This window comes from Serratia sp. CY74737 (assembly GCF_052166775.1).
Lineage (GTDB): Bacteria > Pseudomonadota > Gammaproteobacteria > Enterobacterales > Enterobacteriaceae > Serratia > Serratia ureilytica.
The window spans coordinates 120,195-135,338 of record NZ_JBJNOF010000009.1; the positions used below are offsets into that span (position 1 = coordinate 120,195).

Here is a 15,144-nt window from a genome sequence, read left to right on the forward strand (position 1 = left end):
TATGTTGAGATTTCGTTGCCGATAATTTACATTCGCTGTCTGAGAAACCTTAACCTCCCGCGGTGGCCAGGCTGGCAACGGGTGGGCGTTCAGGAGCAAAAGACGTGCAAATGACCCTCATGGAATACATCACTCGGCACTTTAACGGCGATCTTCATCGTTACGCGCAGTCGGAAGGCGTCAGCCGTGAACAAATCATTAGTTGGATAAATAATGAATGTCACGTGATCAAAGGCAGGCTGTTTATGCCGGTGAGGCATCTCCCGGTAGAACAAGCCCAGTGATGACGAAAAAAAACCCCGCCAGGCGGGGTTTTCTGTTTCTGATAACACGGAAAATCAGAAGTTATAGCCGACTACGAGGTAGTAACCCCAACCGGTAGACTTGATCGGGCCCTGCGGCGTGCCGATCTCCGCGCCATCCTGCCACTGGCCGCCGTTATGGAAGTAACGCGCCACGAAAGAATAATGCCAGTGATCGTAGTTCAGCGCCAAAATATGGCTGGAGGCGATCGAGTTGCCGGTGCGCACCTGTTTGCCGGTGCCGTCAACCCAATGGCTGTCCTTGCCTAGATCGGAACCGAAATCGAAGTTGGTAAAGCCGATGTAGCTCAGATTGCCGCCCCACACTTGGGTCAGCGGCACGAAGTATTTCACCTTGAAGCGGTAACCGTCCCAGCTGTTCTCGTTGGCGGCCTGGTAGTTTTCCCACTGGTATTTGGCATAGATGTTCATCGACAGGCTCATCGGCAGGCCGGTGTCGATATCGGTACCCAGACCCATGTACCAGGTGTTCTGACGGCCGTCGGCGTTGTGGCCCAGATCATAAATGTAGTTGTTGGCGAAATACCACTCTTTGAACGGGCCGAAGCTCAGATCGGTGCCGGTCAGTTTGTCGATGGAGAAGCGCGGTTCAATCTCCATAAACAGCGGGGAGCCTTTGTCCCAAATGCCGCGATCCGGGGTGTTGCCCACGCCGAAGAACTTCGGCACGTCAACGTAGCCGTAGAAATCGAACCAGTCTTTCTTGGCGAAGGCTTCGTATTCGAGATACACGTCGTTATTCAGCTGCGGCCCGAAACGGGTGTGGTAGCTGCCCACCACGTTAACGCTCTGGTGCCACCAGTCGGAGACATATTGACTGTCTTTGCTATCAGCCATTGATGATGCACTGTAAGACGCTGCGAGCAGTACACCTGCTGCGAGAGCTATTTTTTTCATTTTATTACCACATGCTTAAAGGGCCATTTCCTGCCCGTTTAGAAAAGATGACAATGAGTCTGCCGACACCTGGCGTTGTCTTCACACAGAAACTCGGATGACGCGCGCATTATAGAAACCACTGACTGTAAGAATCTGTGATCCAGTTACGCATTTCGCGAATAGGTAATCGATTGCGTTCACATTTGTCAAATTATGTTTCATGCAAATTCACATTCGCTGTGATTTTTGTCATGTGTCGCGTTTTTTAGCGCAGTTTTTAAGCCAAATGACATCAGAGCGTCATCACGAGGTGGAAAAGAAAAAGCCGACGCGCGAGCGTCGGCCTTCATCAGTATCAGGAGAAAGTGCGGAACGTGAAATCAGCTTACCGCCGGCACCGCTTTGGCGATGTTTTCCTGGCGGAACGCCACCTCTTCACCGTTTTTGACCTCCCAGCTGGCGACCGGAATATCGGTTTTGGGCGCCGCCGCGACGACCGAACCGTAAATCAGCTTGTCATCGCGGCGCAAAATATAAACATCGAGCTGATATTCATGCCGCAAATTCGCCGTGGTCAGGCGCACGGTATCGCCGCGCTCATAATGATGCACGTCGATTTCAGGCTGCTGAATAAATTGAATGTCACTTCTCATTGTCGTCGTTCCTTCAGGCAACATGGCTAGTTAAATTCTAGTTCAACATTGCGGCGATGGCGGATAATTTCCGTTAATTTCCGCGAGTTGCCCGCCAACAGATCAGCGAGCCCAGGGTGACCATCGCTACGCCCTGCCAGAAATTGGCGGTCAGCGACGTGTGCAGCACCAGCGCGGCGAACACCGCCGACAGCACCGGGGTAAAATAGGAGACGGTCGCCAGCAGCGTCATGTTGCCGTGCAGAATGCCGACGTTCCAGGCGGCATACCCCGCCCCCATCGCCACCCCGGCGCACAGCAGCGTCACGGTCACGCCGACGCTGAACTGCATGCCGCTTTCCGCGCTGAAGGCGTACTTCAGCCACAACGCCAACGCGGTCAGCGCGATAAACAGCACCACGCCGTTGCTGCCCCGGGCGATCTTCTTGGTCAGGTTGCAATACAGCGCCCAGATCACCGCGCCGCTGAACGCCAGCGTATAGCTGAGCGGATTGCTGCGCACGTTGGCCAGCATCTGCGCCGGTGACCAGCCGCCCTCGCCGCTCATGATCCAGCCGATGCCGAACAGCGACAGCAGCAGCCCCGGCAGCAGCCACCATTTCGCCTTTTGGCCGTTGAGCGCCAGCGCCATCAGCACGGTGAAACAGGGCCACAGGTAGTTGATCATGCCCACTTCTATCGCCTGCAGGCGGGTATTGGCGTAGCCGAGCGACAGCGACAGGCAGATCTCGTAGCTGACGAACAGCAGGCTGCCGACGATCAGGTAAGGCCGCGGAAAGCTGCGCCATTTCGGCACGCCGAGCGCCACCAGCAAGAACGCCGCGCTGACGCTGTAGATCATCGCCGCGCCGCCGACAGGCCCCAGCCCTTCGCTGACGCTTCTGATCAGGCCAACGACGCTGCTCCACAGCACGATGGCCAACAAACCGAACAGCGTGGCGCGGGTACGCGAGGGCAAAGCGGGCATAAGGCAGGTCCAATAGGTTATTTTTTATCAGGTTTTTCACTCTACTGCCGCACGCGCCAAAAAGAAAGGCGGGAAACTCCCGCCTGTGAATTTATTGCTGCGGTTGTCGCTCCAGCTGCGGCGGCGGCTGGCGAAAACGCCGGGTCAGCCAGGCCAAGTAGCCGAAGCCCAGCGTCGCCCAGATCAATCCCATGGTCAGCGAGCTCTTCTCCAGATTCAGCCACAGCACGCCCACCGTCAGCGCCCCCACCAACGGCAGGAACAGGAAGTTGAAACGATCCTTCCAGCTTTTGTTGCGCCCTTCGCGAATAAAGAAGTGGCTGATCACCGACAGGTTAACGAAGGTAAAGGCCACCAGCGCGCCAAAGTTGATCAGCGCCGTGGCGGTCACCAGATCGAACGACAGCGCCGACAACGCCACCAGCCCGACCATCAACACGTTCAGCGCCGGCGTGCGCCATTTGGGATGGATATAGCCGAAGAATTTCTCCGGGAACACGTTGTCGCGCCCCATCACGTACAGCAAGCGCGACACGCTGGCGTGCGACGCCAAGCCGGAGGCCAGCGTATTGATAAAGGTCACGCACAGGAAGATCGACTGGAACAGTTTGCCGCCGACGTACAGCGCAATCTCCGGCAGTGCGGCGTCGGGCTGATGAAAGCGTTGAATGGACGGGAAAAACAGCTGAATGAAGAACGACACGCTGATAAAGATCACCCCGCCGTACAGCGCGGTCAGGAAGATGGCGCGCGGGATCACCTTGGCGGCGTCGGGCGTCTCTTCACACAGCGTGGTGACTGCGTCAAAGCCGAGGAACGAGAAGCACAGGATAGTCGCGCCGGTAATGATCGGCAGCAGGTGCGCATTCTCGCTGAGGAACGGCCGCAGGCTCCACACCGTACCCATCCCCTCGCCGTTGTGCAGGCCGCGTACCACCAGGTAGATAAATACCAGAATGATCGCCACCTGCGCCAGTACGAACAGGGTATTGAAGTTGGCCACCAAATTGACGCTTTTCAGGTTGATGGCGGTGATCAGAATCACGAAGCCCACCACCCACACCCAGGGCGGCACCTCCGGGAACAGCGCGGTCAGGTAGATCTTGGCCAGCAGCGTGTTGATCATCGGCAAGAACAGATAGTCCAGCAGCGACGACCATCCCACCAGGAAACCGACGTGCGGGTTGATCGCCTTCTGCGCATAGGTGTAGGCGGATCCGGCGGTGGGAAACTGGCGCACCAGTTTGCCGTAGCTGATGGCGGTGAACAGCACGCCGGCCAGCGCCAGCAGGTAGGAGGTCGGCACATGGCCGTCGGTGAGGCCGGAGACGATGCCGAAGGTGTCAAACACCGTCATCGGCGTCAGATAGGCCAGGCCCATCATCACCACCTGCCACAGCTTGAGGGATTTGCGCAGCTGCGGTTTGCCCGCCTGGCCGCCGTCGATGGCTTTAGTCGTCATGGCATTTCCCCTTTTGGTCCTCTGCTGTCAACCGTGCAACGTCATTCAGAGAGGCCGCAGGGAAACTGCTGCTCAGGCGGCGGTAAAAACGGGTTGGGATCGCTGTCGGGCGGCCGGCGACCGGCCCGTCGGCACTGCGGCACAGGCAAACGTCTGCGCAGGGGGATGACTGAGTCATGGTTATTTCCTCGTCGGCGTCCTGTACGCCGTGATAGAAGAAATTCTGTACCGCAGCGCGCAGCCTCGCCGGCCACAGGAGAGCCGATGAAATGCGCCGGACGCGCGCGGTCATGGTTGGGTGAGCGGGATCAGGCGTTTTTCAGCATCCACTCGATCTCGGTTTCGGTGATCAGGCGCTCAAACTGCACCAGCTCATCGGTTTTGCAGGCCAGGTAGACATGGCTGAAGCGTTCGCCCAACAATGCATTGAGCACCGGCTGATGTTCGAACTCGTACAGCGCGTCGCTCTGACGGATCGGGAACGGCAGCCCGTCCTGCTCCAGCCCGTTGCCGGTCACCGGCTCAGGCAGCGGCAATGCGGTTTCCAGGCCGTAGACGATGCCGGCCAGAATGGTCGCCATCACCAGATACGGGTTGGCGTCGGCGCCCGCCACGCGATACTCCACCCGGCGGTTATCACGATCGCCGCAGGGAATGCGCAGCGCCACGGTGCGGTTATTATGCCCCCAGGAGGCCTGGGTCGGCACATACATGCCGGGCTGGAAGCGGCGGTAGGCGTTGACGTTCGGCGCCAGCAGCGCCATCGAAGACGGCATCAGGGCGATCATGCCCGCCAGCGCCTGTTTCAGCAGCGCCGAATCTTCGCCGTCGTCATCGGCGAACACGTTGTCGCCTTGCGCATTCAGCATGCTGATGTGCACGTGCATGCCGCTGCCGGCGTGCTCTTCATACGGCTTGGCCATAAAGGTCGCCTGCATATTGTGGTTCTCGGCCACCATGCGCACCAAGCGCTTCAGCGCCAGCGCATGGTCGCAGGCCTGCAGCACATCATCGGTATGGTGCAGGTTGACCTCGAACTGCCCCGGCGACGCCTCCGCCACCGCGCCGTCCGCCGGAATGCCCTGCAAGCGCGCCAGTTCGTCGATCTCGCTCAGCACGTCGGCGAAATGATTCAGGTTATCGACGGAGTACACCTGGCTTTGGGTGTTGCGCTCCTGGGTCCCCGGTGCGCACGGCGGCTGCAGATACCCCTCCGCATCGCGTTGACGATCGATGAGATAGAACTCCAACTCTACCGCTACCACGGGGGAGAGCCCGCGCTGACGCAAACGCTGCCACACTCGGTTCAGCACATTGCGCGGTTCAACGTCAAAGGGAGTGCCATCTTCATCCAACATGGTGAGCAGCACCTGCGCGATATATTGCGGATCCGCCGCCGACGGCGTCAGCGTGCCCGGTACCGGCACGCACACGTGATCCGGCTCGCCCAGCTCCTGCCCCAACCCGGCCTCTTCCACCACGTTGCCGAGAATATCCATCGCAAATACCGACGCCGGGAAGTAACAGCCCTTCTCCAGTTTGTTCAGGCCGCTGACCGGGATGCGTTTGCCGCGGAAGCTGCCGTTCAGGTCGGTCAACAGTACGTCGACATGTTGGGTTAACGGATAACGTTCCAGATACTTCTTCACTTCGCGCTGGAACGCGCTACTTCGTCTCTCTTCACTGTGCTGAACAAAGTTTTCCACTTCTACGATGTTGGTCTGCATGGTTCACCCGCCGTTTGTGTTTTGCTGTCGTCGATGTTTATTGACCGCATTGTTCAATATAATGCCCACAAATGAAACGTAGATGAAACAAATTTGTTTTGCAAGTGTTACTTTTGGTTTGAATATTGCCCAATCGACTGCTAGATTTATAGAATATTGAACGAAATCGGCGGTGGAGAAGCTTATCGTTCATAATTTCGAACGTACCAAGGGGATAGCATGGACAATATATTTAACAGGCCAGTCATTGGCGTCGTCATGTGCAGGTATAGGTTAAACGGGCACCTCACACAGACCTTGCAAGAAAAGTACCTGAATGCCGTTATCACCGCCGGCGGCTTGCCGATCGCCCTGCCGCACGCGCTGGCGGAGCCGGAAATGCTGGCGGAACTGTTGCCGCGCCTCGACGGCATTCTGTTGCCCGGCAGCCCCAGTAATGTGCAACCGCACCTTTATGGTGAAAACGGCGATGAGCCTGACGCCGATCCTGGCCGAGACGCGTTGAGCCTGGCGCTGATCCGCCAGGCATTCGACAGGCGCATTCCCCTTTTCGCCATTTGCCGCGGCATGCAGGAAATGGTGGTCGCCACTCAAGGCACCCTGCATCGCCGCCTGTACGAACTGCCCGAGCTGCTGGAGCATCGTGAAGATCACGACCTGCCGCTGGAACAGCAATACGCCCCCGCCCACGAGGTCATCGTTCAGGAAGGGGGGCTGCTTTCGCAACTGATACCGGATTGCAACAGATTCTGGGTGAACTCGCTGCACGGCCAGGGCGCCAAAACCCTGGGCGCGAGCGTTCGCATCGAGGCGCACGCCGCCGACGGGCTGGTGGAGGCGATCAGCGTACGCGATCAGCCTTTCGCGCTCGGCGTGCAGTGGCACCCGGAGTGGAACAGCGACGAGTACGCCCTGTCGCGCCTGTTGTTTGATGGTTTCATTACCGCCTGTCGGAACTATCAAAAGGAAAAACGCCCATGAGCGACGTCAGCTTGGCACCGGGAAAACGTCTGTCGCAGATCCGTCAACAATTGGGGTTGTCGCAGCGCCGGGTCGCCGAACTGTCTGGGTTAACCCACAGCGCCATCAGTACTATCGAGCAAGACAAGGTCAGCCCGGCCATCAGCACGCTGCAAAAGCTGCTGACGGTATACGGTCTGTCGCTGTCGGCGTTTTTCGCCGAACCGGAAAAACCGGCTGAGCCGCAGATCGTGATAGACAGCGACGACCTGATCGAGATCGGCAGCCAGGGCGTATCGATGAAGCTGATCCATAACGGCGACCCGAATCGCACGCTGGCAATGATGATCGAGACCTACGAACCGGGCACCACCACCGGCGAGCGCATCAAACACCAAGGGGAAGAGATCGGCACGCTGCTGGAAGGCGAAGTGGTGCTGCAGGTCAACGGCCAGAGCTATCACCTGCTGGCCGGGCAGAGCTACGCCATCAATACCGGCATTCCCCACAGTTTCAGCAACACGTCGGCGCGCATTTGCCGGATTATCAGCGCCCATACGCCGACGACATTCTGATCAACGGAGCCAGGCATGAACTTTCACCATTTGCAGTATTGGCAACAACGGGCGCAGGCCCTGAAGATTGAGCACCAGCTGTTTATCGACGGCCGTTACCAGCCGGCCGCCGCGGGGAAACGTTTCGCCGTCGAAGATCCCGCCGGTCGCCGTGAGCTGGCGCAGGTCGCGCGCGGCGAAGCCGCCGACATCGATCGGGCGGTCAGCGCGGCGCGCGCCGCCTTTGAACGCGGCGACTGGGCCCAGGCCGCGCCGGCGCAGCGCAAAGCCACGCTGCTGCGATTCGCCGAGCTGATGGAACAGCATCACGAAGAGCTGGCGCTGCTGGAAACGCTGGACACCGGCAAACCGATTCGTCACAGCCTGCGCGACGACGTGCCGGGCGCTATCCGCTGCATCCGCTGGTACGCCGAAGCGATCGATAAGGTGTACGGCGAAATCGCCCCCACCGGTCGCGAGGCGCTGGCGCTGATCGAACGCGAGCCGATCGGCGTGGTCGGCGCCATCGTGCCCTGGAACTTCCCGTTGCTGCTGGCCTGCTGGAAGCTCGGCCCGGCGCTGGCCGCCGGCAACAGCGTGGTGCTCAAACCCTCAGAAAAGTCACCGCTGAGCGCCATCCTGCTCGGCAAACTGGCGCAACAGGCCGGGCTGCCGGACGGCGTGCTGAACGTGGTGCCCGGCTACGGCCACGACGCCGGCAAGGCGCTGGCGCTGCACCGCGACGTCGACGCCCTCACCTTTACCGGCTCTACGCTGGTGGCGAAACAGCTGATGATTTACGCCGGCGAATCGAACATGAAGCGTGTCTGGCTGGAGGCCGGCGGCAAAAGCGCCAACATCGTCTTCGCCGACTGCCCGGATCTGGATCAGGCCGCCCGCAGCGCCGCCGCCGGCATCTTCTACAATCAGGGGCAGGTGTGCATCGCCGGCACTCGCCTGCTGGTCGAAGCGAGCATAGAGCAAGCGTTCCTGCAGGCGCTGCGCAAACACGCGGCGGCTTTCGTGCCCGGCGATCCGCTCGATCCCGACACGGTGATGGGCACGCTGATCGACAGCGGCCACTGCGAGAAAGTGGCCGGCTATATCGATCGGGGGCTGAGCCAGGGCGCCGCGCTGTTCCTCGACGGGCGCGACCATCCGCAGGGCGACCACGCCGGCTATCTGGGGCCGACCATCCTCACCCAGGTGGACAATGCCATGAGCGTGGCGCGCGATGAAATCTTCGGCCCGGTGCTGGCGGTGACGGCGTTCGACGACGAGCAACAGGCGCTGCAGCTGGCCAACGACAGCGACTACGGCCTCGGCGCCGCGGTCTGGACCCGCGATCTGGCGCGCGCGCACCGCATGGCGCGCCAACTGAAGGCCGGTACGGTGTTCGTCAACAACTACAACGACGGCGACATGACCGTGCCGTTCGGCGGTTACAAGCAAAGCGGCAACGGCCGCGACAAATCGCTGCATGCGCTGGACAAATTCACCGAATTGAAAACCACCTGGATCTCGCTGGAATAAGGGCTTACATCATGACTGAACACGTAAAAAGCTATTATGCGGCCACGGCCAACGCACATCAGCCCTATCCGCAACTGAATGAATCGATCGAATGCGACGTCTGCGTGATCGGCGGCGGCTATACCGGCCTCTCCTCCGCGCTGTTCCTGGTGGAAGCCGGTTACGACGTGGTGGTGTTGGAAGCTGCGCGCATCGGTTTCGGCGCCAGCGGCCGCAACGGCGGCCAGTTGGTCAACTCTTACAGCCGCGACATCGATGTGATTGAAGAGCGTTACGGCGCGGAAAGCGCCCGCCTGCTCGGCAGCATGATGTTCGAAGGCGCGGAGATCATTCGCAGCCGCATCAGCCGCTACGCCATCGACTGCGACTACCGCCCCGGCGGCATCTTCGCCGCCCTGAACAACAAGCAGTTCCATGCGCTGATCGAGCAAAAACGCAACTGGGAGCGCTACGGCAATACCCAGCTTGAGCTGCTCGACGCGGACCGGGTGCGCCAGGAGATCGCCAGCGATCGTTACGTCGGCGCGCTGCTCGATCACAGCGGCGGCCACATCCATCCGCTCAATCTGGCGCTGGGCGAGGCCGAGGCGATTCGCCTGCAGGGCGGGCGCATCTTCGAGCAATCGGCGGTGACGAACATTCGCCACGGCGAACCGGCGCTCATCAGCACCGCCAATGGCCAAGTGAAGGCGCGCTTCGTCATCGTCGCCGGCAACGCCTATCTGGGCGATAAGCTGGAGCCGCGGCTGGCCAAGCGCAGCATGCCGTGCGGTACCCAGGTGGTGACCACCGAACCGCTGGCGCCGGAGATAGCGCAGGCGCTGATCCCGCAGAATTACTGCGTGGAGGACTGCAACTACCTGCTGGATTACTACCGCATCACCGCCGATCATCGTCTGCTGTACGGCGGCGGCGTGGTGTACGGCGCGCGCGATCCGGACGACATCGATAACCTGATCCGGCCGAAGCTGCTGAAGACCTTCCCGCAGTTGAAAGGCGTGCGTATCGACTATCGCTGGACCGGCAACTTCCTGCTGACGCTGTCGCGCATGCCGCAGTTCGGCCGGCTGGAGAATAACGTGTACTACATGCAGGGATACAGCGGCCACGGCGTAACCTGCACCCATCTGGCGGGCAAGCTGATCGCCGAGCTGATGCGCGGCGACGCCGAACGCTTCGACGCCTTCGCCAAGCTGCCGCACCTGCCGTTCTTCGGCGGACGCAATCTGCAGATCCCGTTCACCGCCATCGGCGCGGCCTACTACACGCTGCGCGATCGCATCGGCGTCTAAAACAACAGGCCCGGTCATGATGGCCGGGCCTGCGCATTAACGCTTAGACGATCTTCGGTTGGCCGTCCGAGGCGGTCGCCCCGCCATCGACCGGAATGTTGGCGCCATTGATAAAGCTGGCGTCGTCGCTGGCCAGAAACGCCATCACCGCCGCCACTTCTTCCGGCTCCGCCGCACGCCCCAGCGCGATGCGCTCATTGAACTTGTCGCGGATCTCCTGCGGCCAGCCGTTGGTCATGTTGGTTTTGACCAGGCTCGGGCAGACCGAGTTGATGCGCACGCCGTCACCGCCGTGATCCAGCGCCATGGCGCGCGTCAGGTTAACCACCGCGCCTTTCGCCGCGCAGTAATAGGCCGCGCCCCAGTCACCGCCCAGGCCGGACACCGATGCGGTATTGACGATGCAGCCTTTGGTTTTCAGCAAGTGCGGCAAGGCGAATTTGGAACAGAACACCACGCCGTCGATATCGACCCCGGCGATGCGACGCCAGTCGTCGATGCTGGTTTCCAGCACGCTACCCGCCACGTGTACGCCGGCGTTGTTCAGCAGGACGTCGATGCGGCCCAGTTTTTCCGCCACCTCGTTCATCATTTTTTCAACCGCCACGTGATCGGAAACGTCGATATGCACCGCCATCGCGCGGCCCTTCGGCAGCGAAGCGGCGACCTTGTCTACCGCTTCCTTGGCCCAGTCGGCCAGCACCACAATGGCGCCCTCGGCGGAGAAACGCCGCGCCGCCGCTTCCCCCATGCCATTGCCCGCACCGGTGATAACCACGACTTTATTGTCAAAACGCATGAGACCTCCTCCATGTAAACGCATTTATATAAGTCATACAAATCTCATTGCCCCGAGGATAAGACGCAGGCTCCCTGAGAGCCAGTCAAAACGTGCGGTTTATTAACCAAAAGGAGGTATGCGAGTCATTTCAATGCGCTGGGTTAATCTTTATCGGATTTTGGCCAACATATTGATGGAGATAATAAAATTTCGGACAGTCACTATTTTCCTGGCGGATTGTCAGCAAGCGGGATTATTGCGGATAGACGGTTATGGCCGCTCAGAGATAAGCGATGCGAATGAAAAAAGCAGCCACCCGTCGGCGGCCGCGACTATTTTTTCTCGATGGGGATCACCAGCAGATCGACGTTCAACTCATTGATCGCCTGACGCGTCGAAGAGATCAACCGGCTCCAGACATCGTGGTGATGGCCGAAGATCACCAGATCGAACCCTTTTTCCTTCGCCACCCGATTCAGCTCCTCCGTCAACGCGCCACGGCTGACGATCACCTCTTCCACCGGATAGGAAGACTGCCCTTTGATCGCATTGAGCATATTCTTCACCCGCTCCGAAAACGTGCGATCGGTGTAGTTGTAATCTCCCACGCCCAGATCGACATAATAACCGGCGCGGTGAATATCGATATAAATCAGTGAAAGTTTGGCCTGGAGCGCGGCAGCCAACCTGGCGCCCTTGCCCAACAGGAACTCGGCGTCTTCGCTGAGATCCGTGGCGACAACGATATGCTGATAAGCCATGACGGCGGCCCTCCGCGTCAAACCCATGAACAGGATGGCGTTCCTTGCCGCATGTTTCTCATGCACCTTAAGTTTAGCCCAGCGCCGGCCCCCTCGCCTGCTGCAGTGTCGTTCTATTAATGGAACGATGCATCCCGGCTTTAGGCTCTACCGGATTTATCTCCTCTCTCTACACTGTAGGCAAGTGCTGAGTTTCAGCCTTATCAATCAAAGAAGATACCCACTGACCTCACGACGAGAAAAGGAAAACACCATGAGCACTCCAGCCAACTTCAACGGCCAGCGTCCTGTTATTGATGCTAATGACGCGGTCATGCTCCTGATCGACCACCAGAGCGGTCTGTTTCAGACCGTCGCCGATATGCCGATGACCGAACTGCGCGCTCGCGCCGCCGCCCTCGCCAGCATCGCCACCCTCAGCAAACTGCCGGTGATCACCACCGCCTCGGTGCCGCAGGGCCCCAACGGCCCGCTGATCCCGGAAATTCACCAGAATGCGCCGCACGCGCAATACGTCGCCCGTAAAGGGGAAATCAACGCCTGGGACAACCCGGACTTCGTGGCGGCGGTCAAAGCCACCGGCCGCAAAACCCTGATCATCGCCGGCACCATCACCAGCGTCTGCATGGCCTTTCCGTCCATCAGCGCGGTGGCCGAAGGCTATAAGGTCTTCGCGGTGATCGACGCCTCCGGCACCTACTCGAAAATGGCGCAGGAAATTACCCTGGCGCGCGTGGTACAGGCGGGCGTGGTGCCGATCGACACCGCCGGCGTCGCCTCCGAGCTGCAGGGCAGCTGGAACCGCGCCGACGCTCAGCAGTGGGCCGAGGTCTACACCAAAATCTTCCCGGCCTATCAGCTGCTGATCGAGAGCTACCTCAAGGCGCAGGACGTGGTGAAAAATAACGAACTGCTGGACTCGCAGCGTTAAGATCGCGGGCATAAAAAACCCCGGCCAAGGCCGGGGCTATTAATCGTGTGCCGGTGACTTTCCCGGCTGTCATGTTATGGCGTAAGCGTCCATCCCACACTCCAACATTACGCAGCCTAAGCGCGACTTTTTCACAACAGAAAAATAGACTGAAACGCGGCGTTATTAATTCTGCGGCAATCTGTTTTTCTGTTGCCAATAATCATTAATTATTGGAGCGTCATCGAGGAATCGAACCCCAGTCCGCCAACGAATAATTTCGCTGCCGCTCTTCCTGCTGAGCTAATGACGTATCGAGAAAGACTCCGGGCGAACCCGGAGTTTATTCAGGCTGAGGATTTCATTGCTTAACTGCTCCGGCTTAAACCATCATCGCTGTCGTAAGAAATTGCACCTCGGCCAAAAATTATAACGCGACCACGTTGCCGGCAGAAGGCCCCTTCATGCCATTTTCGATAGTGAACTCAACCTGTTGGCCTTCGTCCAGCGTTTTGAAATCGTTGCTCTGGATAGCGGAGAAGTGTACGAACACGTCTTTGCCGCCGTCTGCCGGGGTGATAAAGCCAAAGCCTTTACCTGCATCAAACCATTTTACCAAACCCGTCATTTTATTGGACATAGAGATATTTCCTTTATATTTTTTCGACGCCATAGGTCGATAGAGGTCTGTTTTTATTGGAAACTTATGGGGCGCTAGAGAAGAGAATTCGCGGAAGAAGAGGTATCTGAGGGATATCGCTAATACTGAGAACTGCTTTACTAAAACTGCTTTCATAAGGTCTGTACTACAAACCGATGACGCTATTTACACACAGCTAAATTATTTAATCAAGATATATTTTAAATTATATTCATCTGCCTCATAAATTTATTACCGCAAATCACCGCCTGCATCTGCCGCTAACGGCCTATGAAAAAATTTTTTCGCACTGCTGGATCATACCGGCGATTCATTATAGAACTAGGTTCCCCCTTCTTACAGGCCGTTAACCGATGATTGATATGCCAGCCGTGCTCGCCGTCTTCACCGTGTATATTGTCGGCGTGGTGATCCCCGGCCCCAACTTTGTCGCCGTTGCACACAAAGCCGTTTCCGCGCGCCGCAGCGAGGCTTTCGCTCTGGTGGCAGGTATTGTCTTGGTCAACCTGTTCTGGGCGAGCAGCGCCCTGCTCGGCGTCGGCATGATTTTCACCCTGTTCCCTTGGCTGGCGCTGGCGGTAAAAGTGGCCGGCGCAGGTTATTTGATTTGGTTCGGTTATCGGCTGATCGCCCATGCAGCTCCCGGCTCAGGGGTTGTCGGCGCGGCGGGTGGGGTGAACTCCGGCTTCAGATCGGCATTCTTGCAAGGGGTCGCCACCAACATCGCCAACCCCAAATCCGTCGCCTTTTACGCCGCGGTGTTTTCGTCGGCGGCGCCTGCCCATGTCTCCATGCCCACCTTCGCCGCCATGCTGCTGGAGGTCGCGGTAGTCGCTAGCCTGTGGTATGGCCTGGTGGCGCTGGTGCTGTCGCACGCGCCGATCGCCAGCGCCTACCGACGCAGTAAAGCCTGGATCGATCGCGCCTGCGGCGTGCTGATCATCAGCCTGGGCATCAGGCAGCTCTTCAGCCGATGATTGCGATCCCCAGCCGCTCCAGCAGTTGAGCGGCCTGGTGACTGTCCATTTTAACGCCCTGCAGATCGGTGGTGCGCAAATCCAACTCGCCCAGTTCCGCGTTGCTCAGATCGCACTGGGTGACATCGGCGGCGCGCCAGTCAAAACCGGAGAATTCGCCGCCGGACAGATCGGAGCCGCTGAAGCTGGCGCCGAGCACCTGCGCACCGTGCCAACGGTTTTCCCACAGCTCGCATTTCTCCAACACCACTTTGGCAAAATTGGCGTAGCTCAGGTTGCTCTTGGTGATATAGGCGCTGCAAAACCAGGTGCGGCTGGTGATCATATTCATAAAGCTGGCGCCGCGAAAATCTGCTCCCTGCGCGCGACATTCGCGGATCTCCAACCCCAATGCGTCAACGTGGCGGAAATCGGCCATCGATAAATCGCAGCTTCTAAAACTCGCGTCTTTCAGGATCGCGCGGCTGAAGTTACCGCCCTGTCGGCTCTCGCGATCGTAAAATTGACAGCCGATAAATTCGGTGCCGGTCAGATCGGCGCCCGAAAAATCACACAGCATAAAGCTGCCGTTTTCAATTTTTTCGCCGGTAAAGCGGTTACGCGCGATCTTCTCACCCTTTAGCGCCAGGCTCATTGCAACACCCCTGTTTATTTATACAGTCAGCGCAGCATTTAATCCTATTCCGGCGCGGTTGGCAACCGCC

General features: G+C 58.8%; 16 protein-coding genes. 7 read left to right on the plus strand and 9 right to left on the minus strand.

Annotated features, from left to right (window positions below):
• The first annotated feature begins 104 nt into the window (after positions 1–104).
• Complete coding sequence (locus ACJ8PE_RS14810; protein ID WP_033642811.1) at positions 105–284, plus strand: hypothetical protein; 180 nt, start codon at positions 105–107, stop codon at positions 282–284.
• A 54-nt stretch (positions 285–338) separates the two neighbouring features.
• Here the strand turns inward: ACJ8PE_RS14810 and ACJ8PE_RS14815 are convergent, their stop codons facing one another.
• The 5 genes from ACJ8PE_RS14815 to ACJ8PE_RS14835 all read right to left on the minus strand — a co-directional run bounded on the left by ACJ8PE_RS14815 (position 339) and on the right by ACJ8PE_RS14835 (position 6,011).
• On the minus strand, positions 339–1,220 hold the full coding sequence (locus ACJ8PE_RS14815; RefSeq protein WP_033642808.1) for a nucleoside-specific channel-forming protein Tsx: 882 nt from the start codon (positions 1,218–1,220) through the stop codon (positions 339–341).
• Between the two features lie 362 nt (positions 1,221–1,582).
• Positions 1,583–1,855 (minus strand): hypothetical protein, encoded by a 273-nt coding sequence (locus tag ACJ8PE_RS14820; RefSeq protein WP_033642807.1) that lies wholly within the window; start codon positions 1,853–1,855, stop codon positions 1,583–1,585.
• A gap of 73 nt (positions 1,856–1,928) precedes the next feature.
• Positions 1,929–2,822 (minus strand): aromatic amino acid DMT transporter YddG, encoded by an 894-nt coding sequence (yddG, locus tag ACJ8PE_RS14825; protein ID WP_197792854.1) that lies wholly within the window; start codon positions 2,820–2,822, stop codon positions 1,929–1,931.
• A gap of 91 nt (positions 2,823–2,913) precedes the next feature.
• Positions 2,914–4,284 carry an APC family permease gene (locus tag ACJ8PE_RS14830; RefSeq protein WP_033642803.1) on the minus strand — a complete coding sequence of 457 codons (1,371 nt, stop codon included), beginning with the start codon at positions 4,282–4,284 and terminating at the stop codon, positions 2,914–2,916.
• Between the two features lie 308 nt (positions 4,285–4,592).
• Positions 4,593–6,011, minus strand: coding sequence for a glutamine synthetase family protein (locus ACJ8PE_RS14835; RefSeq protein ID WP_197792853.1), 1,419 nt, complete (start codon positions 6,009–6,011; stop codon positions 4,593–4,595).
• A gap of 219 nt (positions 6,012–6,230) precedes the next feature.
• Here ACJ8PE_RS14835 and puuD point away from each other — a divergent pair, with 219 nt between their 5' ends.
• From puuD to ACJ8PE_RS14855, 4 genes are read left to right on the plus strand one after another with little or no spacing between them, the layout of a single operon-like run.
• Complete coding sequence (gene puuD / locus ACJ8PE_RS14840; RefSeq protein ID WP_025302552.1) at positions 6,231–6,992, plus strand: gamma-glutamyl-gamma-aminobutyrate hydrolase; 762 nt, start codon at positions 6,231–6,233, stop codon at positions 6,990–6,992.
• The gene (gene puuR / locus ACJ8PE_RS14845; protein ID WP_016928041.1) at positions 6,989–7,546 is read left to right on the plus strand and encodes an HTH-type transcriptional regulator PuuR; all 558 of its coding nucleotides are present in this window, start codon (positions 6,989–6,991) and stop codon (positions 7,544–7,546) included. Before puuD ends, puuR begins: the two co-directional genes overlap by 4 nt.
• 15 nt (positions 7,547–7,561) lie before the next feature.
• Positions 7,562–9,058 (plus strand): aldehyde dehydrogenase PuuC, encoded by a 1,497-nt coding sequence (gene puuC / locus ACJ8PE_RS14850; RefSeq protein WP_033642800.1) that lies wholly within the window; start codon positions 7,562–7,564, stop codon positions 9,056–9,058.
• An 11-nt stretch (positions 9,059–9,069) separates the two neighbouring features.
• Entirely contained in the window at positions 9,070–10,350 is a 1,281-nt protein-coding gene (locus tag ACJ8PE_RS14855; RefSeq protein ID WP_016928043.1) for an NAD(P)/FAD-dependent oxidoreductase, read from the plus strand.
• 43 nt (positions 10,351–10,393) lie between these two features.
• Here ACJ8PE_RS14855 and ACJ8PE_RS14860 read toward each other — a convergent pair whose 3' ends face one another.
• Positions 10,394–11,149, minus strand: coding sequence for an SDR family NAD(P)-dependent oxidoreductase (locus tag ACJ8PE_RS14860; RefSeq protein WP_016928044.1), 756 nt, complete (start codon positions 11,147–11,149; stop codon positions 10,394–10,396).
• A gap of 314 nt (positions 11,150–11,463) precedes the next feature.
• A complete protein-coding gene (locus ACJ8PE_RS14865) occupies positions 11,464–11,892 on the minus strand; it encodes a universal stress protein (protein WP_197792851.1) in 429 nt (142 codons plus the stop codon).
• Between the two features lie 253 nt (positions 11,893–12,145).
• On the opposite strand from ACJ8PE_RS14865, the gene ACJ8PE_RS14870 reads away from it, so the two are divergent.
• Positions 12,146–12,823 carry an isochorismatase family protein gene (locus ACJ8PE_RS14870; RefSeq protein WP_016928046.1) on the plus strand — a complete coding sequence of 226 codons (678 nt, stop codon included), beginning with the start codon at positions 12,146–12,148 and terminating at the stop codon, positions 12,821–12,823.
• Positions 12,824–13,229: 406 nt separating this feature from the next.
• Here ACJ8PE_RS14870 and cspE read toward each other — a convergent pair whose 3' ends face one another.
• Positions 13,230–13,442, minus strand: a complete 213-nt coding sequence (gene cspE, locus ACJ8PE_RS14875) for a transcription antiterminator/RNA stability regulator CspE (RefSeq protein WP_004941268.1) — start codon at positions 13,440–13,442, stop codon at positions 13,230–13,232.
• A gap of 374 nt (positions 13,443–13,816) precedes the next feature.
• On the opposite strand from cspE, the gene ACJ8PE_RS14880 reads away from it, so the two are divergent.
• A complete protein-coding gene (locus tag ACJ8PE_RS14880; RefSeq protein WP_033642797.1) occupies positions 13,817–14,440 on the plus strand; it encodes a LysE family translocator in 624 nt (207 codons plus the stop codon).
• On the opposite strand, the gene ACJ8PE_RS14885 is transcribed toward ACJ8PE_RS14880, so the two are convergent.
• Entirely contained in the window at positions 14,430–15,074 is a 645-nt protein-coding gene (locus tag ACJ8PE_RS14885; protein WP_033642796.1) for a Qnr family pentapeptide repeat protein, read from the minus strand. The genes ACJ8PE_RS14880 and ACJ8PE_RS14885 overlap by 11 nt on opposite strands.
• Between the last annotated feature and the right edge of the window lie 70 nt (positions 15,075–15,144).